A 15,288-nucleotide genomic window follows, 5' to 3' on the forward strand; every position below is an offset into this window, starting at 1 on the left:
TACATGTTTATGAAATCGCAATCATATTAGAATAGATAGAACAGCTTTTGTTTACGGAAAAAAAGGGAGGATGAACTATGAGCAAGTATACAGAACCAGCAAAACAGCTTCTTGAGCATGTTGGTGGAAGCGATAACATTTCTGTTGTTACTCATTGTGCAACAAGAATGAGATTCGTATTGAAAGAGCCATCAAAGGCGGATATTAAAAAGGTAGAGGAAATCGGCCTTGTTAAAGGGACATTTACACAAGCTGGTCAGTTTCAGGTTATTATCGGAAATGAAGTATCTTCCTTTTACAATGATTTTATTAGCATTGCAGGTGTAAACGATACATCGAAGGATGATGCAAAGCAAGCAGCAAAGCAAAACATGAACTTCCTGCAAAGAATGATTGCTCACTTGGCAGACATCTTTACACCATTAATTCCAGCTATCGTTGTTGGCGGTCTGATTTTAGGTTTCCGAAACATCATCGGTGAAATCAAAATGGTTGAGGACGGTACAAAATCATTGGTGGAAGTTTCCCAATTTTGGGCAGGAACAAACGATTTTCTTTGGTTAATTGGTGAAGCGATATTTCACTTCCTCCCAGTTGGTATAACCTGGGCGGTTACTCGGAAAATGGGTGCAACGCAAATATTGGGAATTGTCCTAGGTATTACACTTGTTTCACCACAGCTGCTTAATGCTTACGCTGTGGCGAGCACACAAGAAATTCCATTTTGGGATTTTGGCTTTGCTCATGTTGACAAGATTGGTTATCAAGCACAAGTGCTTCCGGCAATATTTGCAGGACTGCTGTTCTCCTTCTTGGAGCTGCGTTTGCGCAAAATCATCCCTAATGCTATCAGCATGATTGTTGTGCCATTCCTAGCATTAGTGCCGACAGTTCTTATTGCCCACACTGTGTTGGGTCCTATTGGCTGGCAAATCGGTTCATTTATCTCTGATATTGTATATTCTGGTTTGACTTCTTCACTAGGTTGGCTGTTCGCAGCAGTATTTGGCTTTGCTTATGCACCGCTTGTTATTACAGGCTTGCATCATATGACAAATGCAATCGACCTGCAGCTTATGAGCGAATTTAATGGCACAAACCTATGGCCAATGATTGCGCTATCTAATATCGCACAAGGTTCTGCTGTATTGGCAATGATCTACATTAATCGCAAGGATGAAAGAGAAAAACAAGTTTCCATTCCAGCAACAATCTCCTGTTATTTAGGAGTTACAGAACCGGCAATGTTTGGTATAAACCTGAAATATGGCTACCCATTCTTGGCAGCAATGATCGGTTCCATGGTAGCAGGTGTGATTTCGGTTGGTTCACATGTTATGGCAAACTCAATTGGAGTCGGAGGACTTCCAGGAATTCTGTCTATCCAGCCACAGCATATGGTTGCCTTTGCAATCGCAATGGTTGTCGCAATCGTTATTCCGTTTGTATTAACTATCATTTTTGCTAAAGCAAACATGGGCAAAATCTCTTTGAAAAAATCAAGAGCATAAAGGAAAAGCAGCTGATCTTCAGCTGCTTTTTTCCTGTTCTAATTTCTTAAACCTTCGAGTACAACTTGAGCTTGATACCCATCATAAAAATCTGGTAAATCTGCATCCTTGTTCTGGAGAGCTTTTGCCAATTCATCAATTAATGAAGAAACAGGTGTGTTTTCTTCTAGCTTTTCGAGGTCATTGTCAAGCTTTCCTCCATAAAGATCAGACCAGTTATGCAGTGCAAGTGTCCCTTCTGTGCCGTAAGCAGTGAATGTTACTTCCTCTTTTCCTGCTATTTGGCTGATTCCATCAATAAATAATGGTGTGCCATCCGCTAGCTCTAAAACTGCCAGTATGCCATTTTCAGATAGGCTAGCATCTTCCGGGAAGCTAATATTGCGATGGACTAATTGTACAGGACCAAATATCTTTTGAATTTGCTGAATCCAGTGCACACCAACCTCCAGTACAAATCCGCCTTGCTCTCTGCGCCCAACCCAATCGTTTTGCTGCCATGCCCGCGGCCATTGCGGAAAATGCATTTTCAGCTCCAGTCTGCGTAAATTGCCTATATAGCCCTTTTTTATATACGAAGCAAAGGTAGCATTGCCCACGCTGTAGTTGAGAGGGAAATTCATTGCATGAATGACGCCCTTTTCCTTTGCCTGCTTATAAAGGCTTTCCGCTTCCTCCAATGAATTCGCTAAAGGTTTTTCACATAAAACATGCTTTTGTTTTGCGATACAATCTGAAACTATCTGAAAGTGGAACTTAGGGGGAACTGCGACATAAACTAAATCTATTTCTGCTTTTTCAAGCAGCTCTTTATAATCTGCAAAGCCTTGGATACCTCCAAGTGCTTGGACTGTATCGTTAAGCAGTTCCTCTAAAGGATCACAAACAGCTACAATCTCCATTTCTGGATGCTCTGTAAAGTTTTTAATAAGCCGCTGACCAATTGCTCCTAACCCGATAATTGCTACTTTTAACATAAACATCTCTCCTATATGTAAACTATCAATAGTTTACCAGTTTTTAGACTATTCTGTCTTGGTTGTGAAAAATATTTCGATAGAAAAAAATGAGAGTGCTATAATTATTGGAAAAACAGGATGGAAAGGAGTAGTGGGGTGACACATCGTTATTTTTTATCATTGGCATTGCCGTTAATTTTTGCAACGATTACTGTCCCGCTGCTTGGTGCTGTTGATACAGCAGTTGTTGGTCAGCTGCCAGACCCGGCCTATATTGGCGGAGTTGCTGTTGGAACAGTCATTTTTAACAGTATTTATTGGCTGTTCGGTTTCTTGAGGGTTAGCACATCAGGGTTTGCCTCCCAAGCATTGGGAGCAGACGATGAGATGCAAGGCTCGATGGCCTTTTTGCGTCCTGTCTGTATTGGTCTTATTATCGGACTTGTAATTTTACTTTTTCAAGAGGTGATTTTTAATCTGTCCATTTCATTTTTAGGTGTGCAGGGAAATGTGAAAGAGGTTAGCTCCGTATACTTTCATATTCGGATATGGGCAGCGCCCTTTGCATTGATGAATTATGCTGTTTTAGGCTGGCTGTTAGGAATGGAACAAATCAAGGCTACGGTGCTGATCCAAGTACTGATGAATATTCTTAATATTGTGCTGGCAGTTGTGCTCGTCCTTGTATTTCACTTAGGAGTAGCAGGTGTTGCGATTGCTGTGTTATGTGCAGAGATTTTTGCGTTTGTGTTTGGAATTATCCTGCTTGTGCGAAGCGGTAAGCTGAAGGTAAGCATGAGCACAAAGGAACTGTTCAGAAATCTATATGATAAGGAACCTTTAAAAAGGATGATGATAGTGAACAGGGATTTGTTTATCCGTACCATTTGTCTGTTGGCTGTATTCAATACCTTTACAGCAAAAGGAGCGGTATATGGGGAAGAGGTTCTGGCAGCAAATGCCATACTCATTCAAATACATTACATCATGGCATATTTTTATGATGGGCTTGCAAATGCAGCAAGTATTTTGACAGGAAAAGCAGTTGGGCAAAGGAATGGTCAGCTTTATGAAGCAACTGTTAAGAAATCATATTTTTGGTCCTTTACCTTTTCTGCTGCAATCAGTCTTGCGTTTTTCCTTTGCAAGGATGCAGTGATTCCATTGTTCACAGTCGTAGAGGAGGTAGTTCTCATCACGAAGCAGTATGAAGGCTGGCTTATATTGTTTCCACTTGCTTCAAGCATAGGGTTAGTGTTTTATGGGATTTTTGCAGGTGCCGCGGAGGCAGGGCTTGTGAGGAACAGCATGCTAGTGTCTGTTGCGGTTTTCTTAGCAATCCTTTTTCCCGCAACCCACTATTGGGGCAACCATGGATTATGGCTTTCCTTCATTGTTTTCAGCCTGTTTCGCTCCATCCTGCTAGTGCGCTATATGCCAGCATTGGAGAAAAGGCTGCCATTCATGAACAAACATACTTCAGCATAAAGAGACCACCGCATAATAGATGCGGTGGTCCTTTTTTTAAATATGACTTTTGGCTGTGTTTTTTACACGTACCCGCTCCCACGGCTTTGACAGCCAGCGCTTGCAGGCGAAAATACCTCTGAACCATTCGTCAATACCTTGGGCCAGCCAAACACCAAGCAAGCCTAAGCCGAATGTTATACCGAGAGTGTAGCTTAGTGTAACGGCAATGCCCCACATGGAGATGATTCCAATAATAACTGGGAAGCGCACATCTCCAGCAGATTTTAAAGAACTCATCAAAACAATGTTCATTGCTCTTCCAGGCTCTGTAAATACAACCGCCCACAGAATTGGCACACCGACTGCAAGGATTTGGTAGTTATCTGTAAACAGCTCTAGTATTGGTGAGCCAATAAGTGCCATTACGACAGCAGCTGTTAAAGATGCAACCATGGCAATTCGTAATGTTTTTATGCCGCGCTTGAGTGCACGGTCGTACTGCTTTCCGCCGATATATCTTGCAACAAGGAGCTGTGTCCCTTCTGCAATAGCAACAGTGAATAAATAACAAATCATGGAGATATTAGAAATATATACTCTCGCTGCTAAGGAAGCATCTCCTAATGACGCAACAATTGCAGTGATGATTAATTGGGAAAATTGGTAGGAAAGATTTTCTCCAGCTGATGGAATCCCAATATAGAGCATATCCCTAATATCCTGCTTGTTGATTTTAATGATGTCCTGAACTTTAAATGTCAGCGCAATTCTTTTGTAAACTAAGTAAAGCAAAACAAAAACGGCAAATGCCCGCGCAATTACAATTGTCCAAGAAACCCCAATTACTCCTGTAATCGGCATACCGAATAACCCAAAAATGCTTAAAGCATAACCAATGACACTGATAATATTCATCATAATACTGACAATCATTGATTCTTTCGTAAAACCGTGGCTGCGTAAGATAGCGCTAAGTGCAAGTGAAAGAGATTCTAAGAAGAGGGAAGCACCACATATGCGGATAAATATAAGCCCGTAATTTAAAACTTCTCCTTGTATATCAAATAATCGTAACAAAGGCTCACCGAAGACTAAAACGAGGATGGCAACAATCACTCCGAACCAGACATTAAGGCCGACAGCAGATCTTGCAAATTGTCTTGCCTGGCTAAGCTCATTAGCTCCTAGTCTTTGCCCGATTAATATCATGGCTGCAATGGAAGTGACGTTGAAAACGAGAATAAATATCCCTAGCAGCTGGTTAGCCACACCGACTCCGGATGCCGCATTATCTGAATAATGGCTAAGCATAAGTGTGGCAATAACACCCATACCCATATGCAATGCAAGTTCTATAAACAGAGGCCAAGAAATGTTAAAAAGAGTCTGTTCATGCATTTTTTTTGCTGTAACGTTCAAACTTTATATCCCCTTTACTTTTAAAGATTATTGGCAAATATAAGAACCATTTTATGCTTATTTATAAGAAAGTAAAGAGGAAAACATCATTTTTTTTTGGAAAATTTTACACTGTTTTGCATAGAGTAATAGGTTTGTTCTTATTGAAGAAATAGAGCGTTTTCATTCGAGTTTTCAGGTCTTTTAAGGAAATATTCTGATAAATGATAAAGAAAAATTACGCACTTTGTAAAAATGTAATGATTACTGTCATGACACATGTTAATATAGTAGAGTGTTATCATAAATTACTTTTAGACGGAGAAACTATAGAAAAGAACTAGGAGGCTAGTATGAAAAAAGAAGTATCAAATAAAAAGCTGCTTGGAATAGCAGGACTAGGCTGGCTGTTTGACGCAATGGATGTCGGAATGCTTTCCTTTATCATTGCTGCACTCCAAGCAGATTGGGGCTTATCAGTAAAAGAGATGGGCTGGATTGGCAGTATAAACTCTATTGGGATGGCTGTTGGTGCGTTCTTGTTTGGCATCATGGCAGACAGAGTAGGAAGAAAAAATGTTTTTATTATTACATTATTACTATTCTCAATCGGCAGTGGATTATCTGCATTCACAACATCTCTCTGGCTTTTCCTTGTCCTGCGCTTTTTGATTGGCATGGGGTTGGGAGGAGAGCTCCCAGTGGCATCAACACTTGTCTCTGAAAGTGTGCCTAACGAGAAGCGGGGAAGAGTAGTTGTTTTACTGGAAAGCTTCTGGGCATTTGGCTGGCTTCTTGCAGCAGTTATTTCCTATTTCATCATACCGAACTTTGATAATGGCTGGAGAATTGCTTTGTTAATCAGCGTCCTTCCAGCAATCTATGCCTTATATTTAAGATGGAATCTTCCAGACTCACCAAAGTACTTAGAGGTAGAGAAAAAGAAAAGACTGACAGCTTGGGAAAGCATTAAAACTGTCTGGTCAAAGGATAATGCGAAAAACACTGCAATGCTTTGGGTGCTGTGGTTTTGTGTCGTATTCTCCTATTATGGTATGTTCTTATGGCTGCCAAGTGTGATGGTTATAAAAGGCTTCAGCTTAATAAAGAGCTTTGAATATGTGTTGATCATGACATTGGCACAGCTACCTGGTTATGCACTAGCAGCATACTTAATTGAAAAGGCTGGTCGTAAATTTGTACTTGTTGTGTTTTTGATTGGCACAGCAATAAGTGCCTATATGTTTGGCACAGCAGAAAGCACAGCGTTGCTTATGACCTCAGGAATATTGTTATCCTTCTTTAATTTAGGTGCTTGGGGAGCGTTATATGCATATACTCCTGAGCAGTATAAAACAAATGTCCGAGGTACAGGAGCAGGCATGGCAGCATCCTTTGGGAGAATTGGAGGAGTGCTTGGTCCATTGCTTGTCCCATATCTAGTAGCCCAGAATATAGCAATTTCAGGCATATTCACTATTTTTTGTATCGCGGTTCTTATAGGAGCAGCAACAGTTTTCTTCTTCGGAAGAGAAACAAAAAATACGGACATCGCATAATCGGAATAGGGTTTTTTCCCTATTCTTTTTTTAATTTCTAAAAAACTGCAAATGTGAAAAAAATAACTATATATTCCTGCGTAAAGCTAAAAAAATACCAGTAAAAATGACAATATAGCAAAAAATGAGGAGAAATTCTTCCGAATTGGTTAAAAATGAGAACGCTTTACTATATTCAGAAATAAAAAAATTATTTACATTTTCAGAATATTGGTGATATTATTGCTTCACAATAACTTGTTTTAGGAGGAGAATATCATGAAAGCAAAAGCAAATACAATTTTCACTACATCACTCATTATTATTCTCATACTCAGCACGTAGGATTAAATGAACCCCCCATTACAATAATAGGGAATCGTTTAGTCCAGTTTTTGTTGTTTCAAACAACGGCGCTAAACGTGATGTGTACGATTGGTGCCTTTCCGAATAGCGGACAGGCTTTTTTATTGGAGATAAATAAGACAAGGGAGAAGAGAGAAATGAATAAAAAAACTTTTATGGATGGTTTATATAAAGCATCAGCAGGAATGTCGAACGCAGTATTGGTTACGTTAGGGTTAGGCTTGCTGCTAGAATCAATCGGAAAAGCGTTAGGGTGGGACACTCTTACCCACATTGGCTCTGTAGCAAAAGTCCTGTTGGCACCTGCTTTCGGTGCTGGAATTGCTTATCAGCTTGGTGGTAATACATTAGTGATTTTCAGTGCAATGGTTTGTAGTACAATTGGTGGAAATGCCATGCATTTAACAGAATCAGGCATGGTTCTTGTTACGGGACAACCGATAAGTGCTGTACTAGCTGCTGTAATTGCAACAATCGTTGGTAAAAAGATTGTCGGCAAAACAATATTGGATATGATTGCTATTCCGGCAGGGGCAATTCTAGTCGGCGGATTTGCAGGTGTAGGTTTGGCTTATGTTACAACACCGTTATTAGAATGGATCAGCGCTGAAATTACTTCTTCTGTTCAAGGTTCACCGTTAGTAGCATCAATGGTAATTTCATTGGTTTGGAGCATTTTGTTAATGACACCTGCCTCCTCTGCAGCATTAGCAATTGCCTTGCAGATGGATCCTGTTTCAAGTGCAGCAGCATTAATTGGCTGTACAGTGCAGTTTGTTGGTTTTACAGCAATGTCACTTCGTCAGAACGACATGGGCGGCTTCTTGGCGCAATCCATCATCACGCCAAAGGTACAGTTCCCAAACCTGGTGAAAAACCCATTGTTAATCATCCCTCCATTTGTTGCAGCAGTCATTTGTGCACCAATTGCAACATTAGGCTTTGGCTTCACAGCAACATATGAATTAGCTGGTCTTGGATTAAACTCCTTGATTGCTCCAATCAGCATTTTGGCAACACAAGGAGCAACTGGTTTCTTAACATATATGGCATTAGGTGTAGTCCTTCCAATCGCCATCACATTGCCTTTATACTATGTCATTCTAAGAGTCGGCTGGGCAAAAACAGGAGACCTAGCAATGAAAGTTCAATAATATATAGAAGAAAAGAGCCTTCGACTTAACGAAGGCTCTTTTTCTTTCGCAAAAAAGTCTAAAAAAATAAGATGGATGAAAGTATTTAATAAGGAAAAGATAAACCTGTAAAAAAAACATGTGAAATAAATCACAAAAGGCTTGCATACGAAAAAATAGTATGTATAATAAAGGTATGAACAAATTGTGAATGACATCACATAATTTGTGATTTTTTTTACTTAATATGTGAATTAGTTCACAATAAATACAAAAATTCTTTTACAAAGGAGCTTCTAAACCATGAAAGTAATTGTAATTGGATGTACACACGCAGGAACAGCTGCTGTTAAAACGTTAGCAAATGTAAATAATAATATAGATATCACTGTATATGAAAAAAATAATAATGTATCCTTCTTATCTTGCGGAATCGCGTTATATGTAGGTGGAGTTGCGAAGGATGCTAGTCAATTGTTCTACTCTTCACCAGATGAGCTTAAATCATTAGGCGCAACAATGCATATGGAGCATGAAGTATTGGAAATTGATACAGAAAACAAAAAAGTGCTTGTGAAGGATTTGAACAGTGGGGAAACTCGTTCTGATTTCTATGATAAGTTAGTAATGACAACTGGTTCTTGGCCAATCATTCCGCCAATTGAAGGAATAAGACTTGGAAACATTCTTTTATCTAAAAACTATAATCAAGCAAATGATATAATTGCAAAAACAAAGGACGTTAACCATGTTACTGTAATTGGTGCAGGCTATATCGGTGTTGAATTAGTAGAAGCCTTTGAGCAAAACGGTAAAAAGGTAACGCTTATTGATAGTGAAGACCGCATTCTGAACAAGTATTTAGATAAAGAATTTACAGATATTATTGAAGAAGAGCTTAAAGGAAAAGATATTGAGCTGGCATTGCAGCAAACTGTAACGAAGTTCGAGGGAAATGAAGCAGGGAATGTAACAAAGGTTATTACAACTAAAGGTGAATATGAGACAGACCTAGTTATTCTTTGTGTAGGATTCAGACCAAATACTGGCTTGCTTAAAGACAAAGTGGACCTATTGCCAAATGGAGCAATTAAAATTAATGAATATATGCAAACTAGCGATCCAGATATATATGCAGCAGGAGACAGCTGTGCGGTCAACTATAATCCAACAGGTGATAAAGTCTATATTCCACTTGCAACGAACGCAGTGCGCATGGGTACATTGGTAGGATATAATATCGCTGGTCAAAACGTGAAGTATATGGGTACACAAGGAACTTCTGGCTTGCATCTATTTGGATTAAGTATGGCATCTACAGGTCTTACAGAATTGACTGCTAAAGCTAATAATATTCCTTATGAAGCAGCAACAATCATTGAAAACGACCGTCCAGAATTCATGCCGACATTTGAAGAGGTGCGCTTAAAAGTGCTTTACCATCAGGAAACAAGAGAAATATTAGGAGCGCAGATTATTTCAAAAGCAGATATGACACAAATGATGAACACATTATCTGTCTGCATTCAAACAAAAATGACAATTGACGAGCTAGCATTTGTTGACTTCTTCTTCCAACCGCATTTCAATAAACCATGGAACACATTGAACCAAGCAGGTTTGGCAGCAGTAGCAAAACAAGCTGAAAAGGTAAAAGAACCAACAGGTGTTTAAGAATAGATTAGTTTAATTAGAAGGCCGCCATAAACTACATTAGTTTGTTGGCGGTCTTTTCGTATTGTGAAAGATTTACCCACTTTTTTAGCTGACACTTAAGCATTATTGTCCATTCAATAGCAGACCTGATAGTGATGTATTACATTAACACTTTCGAATTTTAATAGTTGTAAAGAACGTAATTGATACTATTTTTAGGAAGAATCATATGCTACCAATAGTAGATATGCAGTTAATTTTATAAGATATTTAACAATATGAGAAGCGGTCTTTTTGGACTAAAATGAACTATTTAGAGTGAAAGTCCTACTGATTTTGACAATATTCGCAACATACTGTGTGGAGTATTTATATTTACTATATAAATTGTTAAGGTGGTTTTGTTAGTGGGAACAAAGGTATTTAAGAATATTTCTTCAAAGGGAGGAAAAGGTTGAAGCTTATTATCGAAGAGGATTTTAAAAGGTTGACATATTACCAGACGAAAGAGCAATTAAGAAAATCGGTGAGTAAATATAAAAAGTTTATTTTAACTAAATCGTTGCGGCCAGACTTGAGTTATAACCTTCTGAGAGTATTAGATTATTTATTAGATCAATCTGTTTCGCCAATAGGTATTTATGTAAAAGGAAGAAAACAAGTGGCGGACGATTTAAGGCTAAGCATCAGCACCGTTTATAATCATTTCAACAGGCTGTTAATGCTTGGCATGATTGAACAATATAAATTCGCAGATGTTAATAGTACGAAGAGACCAACGTTTATTTATGTTGTTATTCCAAAGGATTTAAACACTGTTTTGAAGGGGAAATGGAAAAGGCAGTAGAGTTTACCTTGTATACTGTATTGCTTCTTTAATTACTAGCAAAATTTATTAAACGGCAAACCCTTTGGACTTTAGTATTTTAAAATAAATGAAATGCTGCTGATATGTTTCAGCTTTTTTTTTGTATAGTACTATCCATCCTTTTCTTTTTCTTAATAGAAAAAATATAATAAAGAAACTAGGAATGAAAAGAGTGGAGGTCACTATGATTGATTATGTTCATAATAAGACAGAGGTTATTGCGAAGGAGCTCTTAGGAAAATTATTAATCCATGAAACACCTGATGGAGTTTATTCAGGCTATATTGTTGAGACAGAGGCCTATATTGGCATAGAGGATATGGCTTGCCATACATATGAGGGGAAGCGAACGCCAAAGGTTGAGTCCATGTATCAAACGGGAGGAACTATTTATATTTATACGATGCATACGCATGCAATGCTTAATATTGTGACAAAGAAGCAAAATGATCCACAAGCAGTTCTTATTCGGGCAATTGAGCCTGCCTGTGGATTAGACAGAATGGTAAAAAACAGGGGTACCACGGGAGTTGCTGTTTGTAATGGACCTGGTAAATTAACGAAGGCAATGGCAATAACAAAGGAATTGAATGGGAGGAAAATAGATGCCTCTGCACTTACCATTGATGAAGCGCTCGGAAAGGTACCTGCTAGCATTGTGGCTTCTGCCAGAGTCGGCATTCCCAATAAAGGAGACTGGACGTTAAAACCATTGCGATTCTTTGTAGAAGGAAATCCCTATGTTTCTGGGATGAGAAAAAGAGATTATAAAGCACTAGCGGATTGCTGGTCTTAATGAAAGTACACATTTTCTAAAAAAGAAAAAATGAAAAAGTTACTCAGATAGCGCTTTCACTAGTCTTCTTCTTCAGCTATGATGTTAATAGGAAAATACTAATTGAACATTTAGCTTATAGAAAAAGAAGATGTAGTTGATGAAAGGGTGTAATCGGAATGCTTTCATTACGTCAACAAAAACTGCTGCATTTATTGATGCAGGAAGAAGAAGCACTGACAGGAGCAGATCTGGCGTCTGTTTTGCAGGTCACATCAAGGACAATAAGAAGTGATGTAAAAATGCTTGCAGATAAACTTCAAGAAAATGGTGCTAACATTGTTTTAAAAAGAGGGCAAGGCTATGAGTTGATAATTGAAGATTATAAATATTTCCGTCCTTTTTTACAGGAGGCAATAGTCAGAAACGAGGATTACGCAGTTCCAGCAGATCCAGCGGAAAGAATGGATTATATGCTGAGACGTTTGCTCTTGTCAGATGAGTATATCAAGGTAGAGCAGCTAGTAAAGGAGCTGTATATAAGCGAAACGTCAGTTAAAAATGGATTGAGGGAAGTAAAGAAAGTCTTGAGGCGCTTCAGCTTGGATTTGGATAAACGGCCAAATTATGGGCTGAAAATAATTGGTCCTGAAGCAAAAATGCGCATTTGTATGGCTGAGTTTGTTTTTCATTCTGAACGTCAGTCTTATCAGGCATTACCTTCACAAGAATTAGAAATAATAGGCGATATTTTAACGGAAAGAACAAAAGAGGCAGCAATTTTGCTCTCTGATATAGGCAAATCTAATTTAATCACACACATTGCCATAGCGTGTAAACGTATTTTTCATGATAATTATGTTTCAATGCCAAAAAAAGAGCTTGAAGCAATAAGGGCAGAAAAGGAATATAAAGTTGCTAAAGCAATTGTGCTTGATTTGCAGAAAGCGTTAGGGACGGTATTTCCTGAGGAAGAGATTGCTTATATTGCGATTCATTTACTAGGCTCGAAAATTATCTCCTACCAGCCGACTGCTGAGATTAATATCCTTGATATGATTGAAAGAGATATTCTCGAGCTTTCCAAAAAACTATTAAATGAGACAGAAAATATTATGCAGCTTGGCATATCAGATGATGAGGAACTTATTTATGGTTTGTGCCTGCATTTAAAGCCGGCCATTAACCGGTATAAATATGGCTTGAGTATTCGTAATCCACTATTGAAGGAAATTATGAAAAACTATCCTGTAGCATTTGACGCGGCAATTTTAATGGGAAAAACGCTGAAGCTGGAAACAGGAATGGCAATAAACCAAGAAGAGATTGGTTATATGGCATTGCATGTAGGTGCGGCAATGGAACGGAAAAAGTCAAAGGGAAGGGCGAAGCGCTGTCTGATTGTCTGCGCTACAGGAGTTGCAAGCGCACAATTGCTGTACCATAGACTTCACGCCACATTTGGGAGTCGGCTGCAGATAGTAGGTACTGCTAATGTGTTTGATTTACATAAATATGATTTAGGGTCACTCGATTTTATTATTACCACAATCCCGATAAAGAGAAAATTAACTGTACCAATCATCGATGTGAACACGATCTTAAGAGATGAGGATATTGAGAAGCTAGAAAACCTGGTGATTGAGAATATTGGAAGTGTCATCAAGTATATTAGACAAGATCTTACCTTTTTCCAACAGGATTTAAAGTCAAAGGAGGAGGTGCTCCATTTTCTTTGCAGTAATCTGGAAAGGCTGGAGGATATTCCTGCTGATTTCCAGGAGCTTGTGGAGGAAAGAGAGAGGATAGCGCCGACAAGCTATGGAACAATGGTAGCTATTCCACATCCAATAAGACCTGTAACGAAAAATACATTATGGGCTGTTTGCACATTAAAAAAGCCAATTCAATGGGGAGACAGCCGCGTACAGTTTATTTGTCTTTTAAGTGTGCAAAAGGAATATAAAAAGGATTTGCAAAGGATGTATCAGCTTTTAGTGAAAATCTCAGGGAATGCGGCTCTTGTCGAAAGGCTTGTAAAAGTTAATTCCTATGAAGAATTTGTTAGTATTTTGCTTCCTTTAGAGGAGTAGAACGGACGGCGCATGCTGTCCTCTTTTTTTTATCTCGAGACACTTATTTCCATGTAAAGTTGGAAAAAGTGTGTATGTAAATGAAAGCGCTTTTTATATAAACTGATAACCAAGAGCAATCGTAATCATATTTTCTAGCTACAAGGATGTTATAAAAAAATTCTTCTTAAATGAAATGGAGGTTTTATGATGAGCTTTAAAGAAAATGCAGCAGATGTTTTAGGCAATGTCGCCTATAAGATTACCAATCAGAAATATATCATGGCAATCAAGAAAGCATTTGTTACCTTAATGCCTGTCATTATTACAGGAGCCTTTGCTGTACTTGTGGCAAATATGATTTTAGGTACAGAAAGTGGCTTAGCGCATTTTGAAATGTTTGCCTTCCTGGCTGAATACAAGCCAATTATGACGGCCATTCAATATGCTACATTGAATTTCCTGACAATCGGAGCTGTTTTTTTAATAGGGATCGAGCTTGGTCGCATAAATGGTCACAAATCGCTCTTTCCAGGGATACTCGCTATTATGTCGTATATCTCTGTTGTGCCGACAACGATAGAATTGCTTGTTAACGAAGAAAATCAGCTTGTGACAGATGTTTTGGCAAGACAATTCTCTGATCCTAAAAGTTTATTTCTCGGGATGATCATTGCCATTGTTTCTGTGGAAATATACAGCAAGCTGGCGAATGTAGAGAAATTAAAGATTAAGATGCCTGACAGTGTTCCTTATAATGTAGCAACCTCCTTTTCAGCATTAATTCCATCTATCTTGACTGTAACGATTGTCGCAACATTTGGCTTCATATTCTATAAAGTTACTGGCATATATCTTTATGAAGCAATCTACAATGTTGTGCAAAAGCCGCTTGAAAGTGTTATGCAAGGACTTCCAGGTATATTGATTCTTATGTTTGTTGCTCAATTCTTTTGGGTGATAGGAATACATGGAAACCAAATGATTAAACCAATCAGAGAACCGCTTTTGCTAGCTTCCATAACGGTCAATATGACAGCCTTCCAAGAAGGAAAAGAGATTCCGAACATTATTACAATGCCGTTTTGGGATGTATATATGAGCATTGGCGGATCTGGAGTGACGATTGGTTTGCTGATTGCGATCTTTATTGTTTCGAAACGAGAGGAAATGAGAAGTATTGCTAAGTTATCTTTCGGTCCAGGGATTTTCAATATCAATGAACCCGTTATTTTTGGGCTTCCAGTCATGCTTAATCCAATTATGGCAATACCGTTTGTCATCACACCGCTAATAACTGGGACTATTGGATATATTGCCACCGCAACTGGCTTCGCTGGTAAGGCAGTCGTGATGGTTCCATGGACGACACCACCAATTATCAATGCTTGGCTGTCAACGGCTGGCAGCATGGGAGCAGTCGTTACACAGTTGATTTGTATCGCTGCATCTGTGTTCATCTATTTACCGTTTGTTTTAATGGCTAATAAAGTGACACAGCAAACAGGAGAAGAAGGTGAAAATACAAGGAAGGTGATATAA

Annotated in this window: 11 protein-coding genes; 9 read left to right on the plus strand and 2 right to left on the minus strand. The window is 38.7% G+C overall.

The features are described from left to right. Positions 1–77: 77 nt before the first annotated feature. The gene (gene treP, locus EM808_RS14400) at positions 78–1,511 is read left to right on the plus strand and encodes a PTS system trehalose-specific EIIBC component (RefSeq protein ID WP_127738898.1); all 1,434 of its coding nucleotides are present in this window, start codon (positions 78–80) and stop codon (positions 1,509–1,511) included. 38 nt (positions 1,512–1,549) lie between these two features. On the opposite strand, the gene EM808_RS14405 is transcribed toward treP, so the two are convergent. Continuing rightward, complete coding sequence (locus tag EM808_RS14405) at positions 1,550–2,488, minus strand: Gfo/Idh/MocA family protein (protein WP_127738899.1); 939 nt, start codon at positions 2,486–2,488, stop codon at positions 1,550–1,552. Positions 2,489–2,626: 138 nt separating this feature from the next. On the opposite strand from EM808_RS14405, the gene EM808_RS14410 reads away from it, so the two are divergent. Beyond that, the gene (locus EM808_RS14410; RefSeq protein WP_127738900.1) at positions 2,627–3,958 is read left to right on the plus strand and encodes an MATE family efflux transporter; all 1,332 of its coding nucleotides are present in this window, start codon (positions 2,627–2,629) and stop codon (positions 3,956–3,958) included. Positions 3,959–3,994: 36 nt separating this feature from the next. Here the strand turns inward: EM808_RS14410 and EM808_RS14415 are convergent, their stop codons facing one another. Continuing rightward, on the minus strand, positions 3,995–5,338 hold the full coding sequence (locus EM808_RS14415) for an MATE family efflux transporter (RefSeq protein WP_127739127.1): 1,344 nt from the start codon (positions 5,336–5,338) through the stop codon (positions 3,995–3,997). Positions 5,339–5,691: 353 nt separating this feature from the next. Between EM808_RS14415 and EM808_RS14420 the strand changes: the two genes are divergently transcribed. The 7 genes from EM808_RS14420 to EM808_RS14450 all read left to right on the plus strand — a co-directional run bounded on the left by EM808_RS14420 (position 5,692) and on the right by EM808_RS14450 (position 15,288). Next, entirely contained in the window at positions 5,692–6,897 is a 1,206-nt protein-coding gene (locus EM808_RS14420) for an MFS transporter (protein ID WP_127738901.1), read from the plus strand. A 482-nt stretch (positions 6,898–7,379) separates the two neighbouring features. Continuing rightward, complete coding sequence (locus EM808_RS14425; RefSeq protein ID WP_127738902.1) at positions 7,380–8,396, plus strand: PTS transporter subunit IIC; 1,017 nt, start codon at positions 7,380–7,382, stop codon at positions 8,394–8,396. 282 nt (positions 8,397–8,678) lie between these two features. Further along, positions 8,679–10,049: an FAD-dependent oxidoreductase gene (locus EM808_RS14430; protein WP_127738903.1), complete on the plus strand. Its 1,371-nt coding sequence runs from the start codon at positions 8,679–8,681 to the stop codon at positions 10,047–10,049. 436 nt (positions 10,050–10,485) lie between these two features. After that, positions 10,486–10,878, plus strand: coding sequence for a hypothetical protein (locus EM808_RS14435; protein ID WP_127738904.1), 393 nt, complete (start codon positions 10,486–10,488; stop codon positions 10,876–10,878). Positions 10,879–11,086: 208 nt separating this feature from the next. Continuing rightward, positions 11,087–11,695 carry a DNA-3-methyladenine glycosylase gene (locus EM808_RS14440; RefSeq protein WP_205685861.1) on the plus strand — a complete coding sequence of 203 codons (609 nt, stop codon included), beginning with the start codon at positions 11,087–11,089 and terminating at the stop codon, positions 11,693–11,695. A 158-nt stretch (positions 11,696–11,853) separates the two neighbouring features. Continuing rightward, positions 11,854–13,767 (plus strand): BglG family transcription antiterminator, encoded by a 1,914-nt coding sequence (locus EM808_RS14445; protein WP_127738906.1) that lies wholly within the window; start codon positions 11,854–11,856, stop codon positions 13,765–13,767. A gap of 189 nt (positions 13,768–13,956) precedes the next feature. Next, positions 13,957–15,288 carry a PTS sugar transporter subunit IIC gene (locus EM808_RS14450; protein WP_127738907.1) on the plus strand — a complete coding sequence of 444 codons (1,332 nt, stop codon included), beginning with the start codon at positions 13,957–13,959 and terminating at the stop codon, positions 15,286–15,288.

Origin of the sequence: Niallia taxi (genome assembly GCF_004005475.1) — a bacterium.
GTDB lineage: Bacteria > Bacillota > Bacilli > Bacillales > Cytobacillaceae > Niallia > Niallia taxi.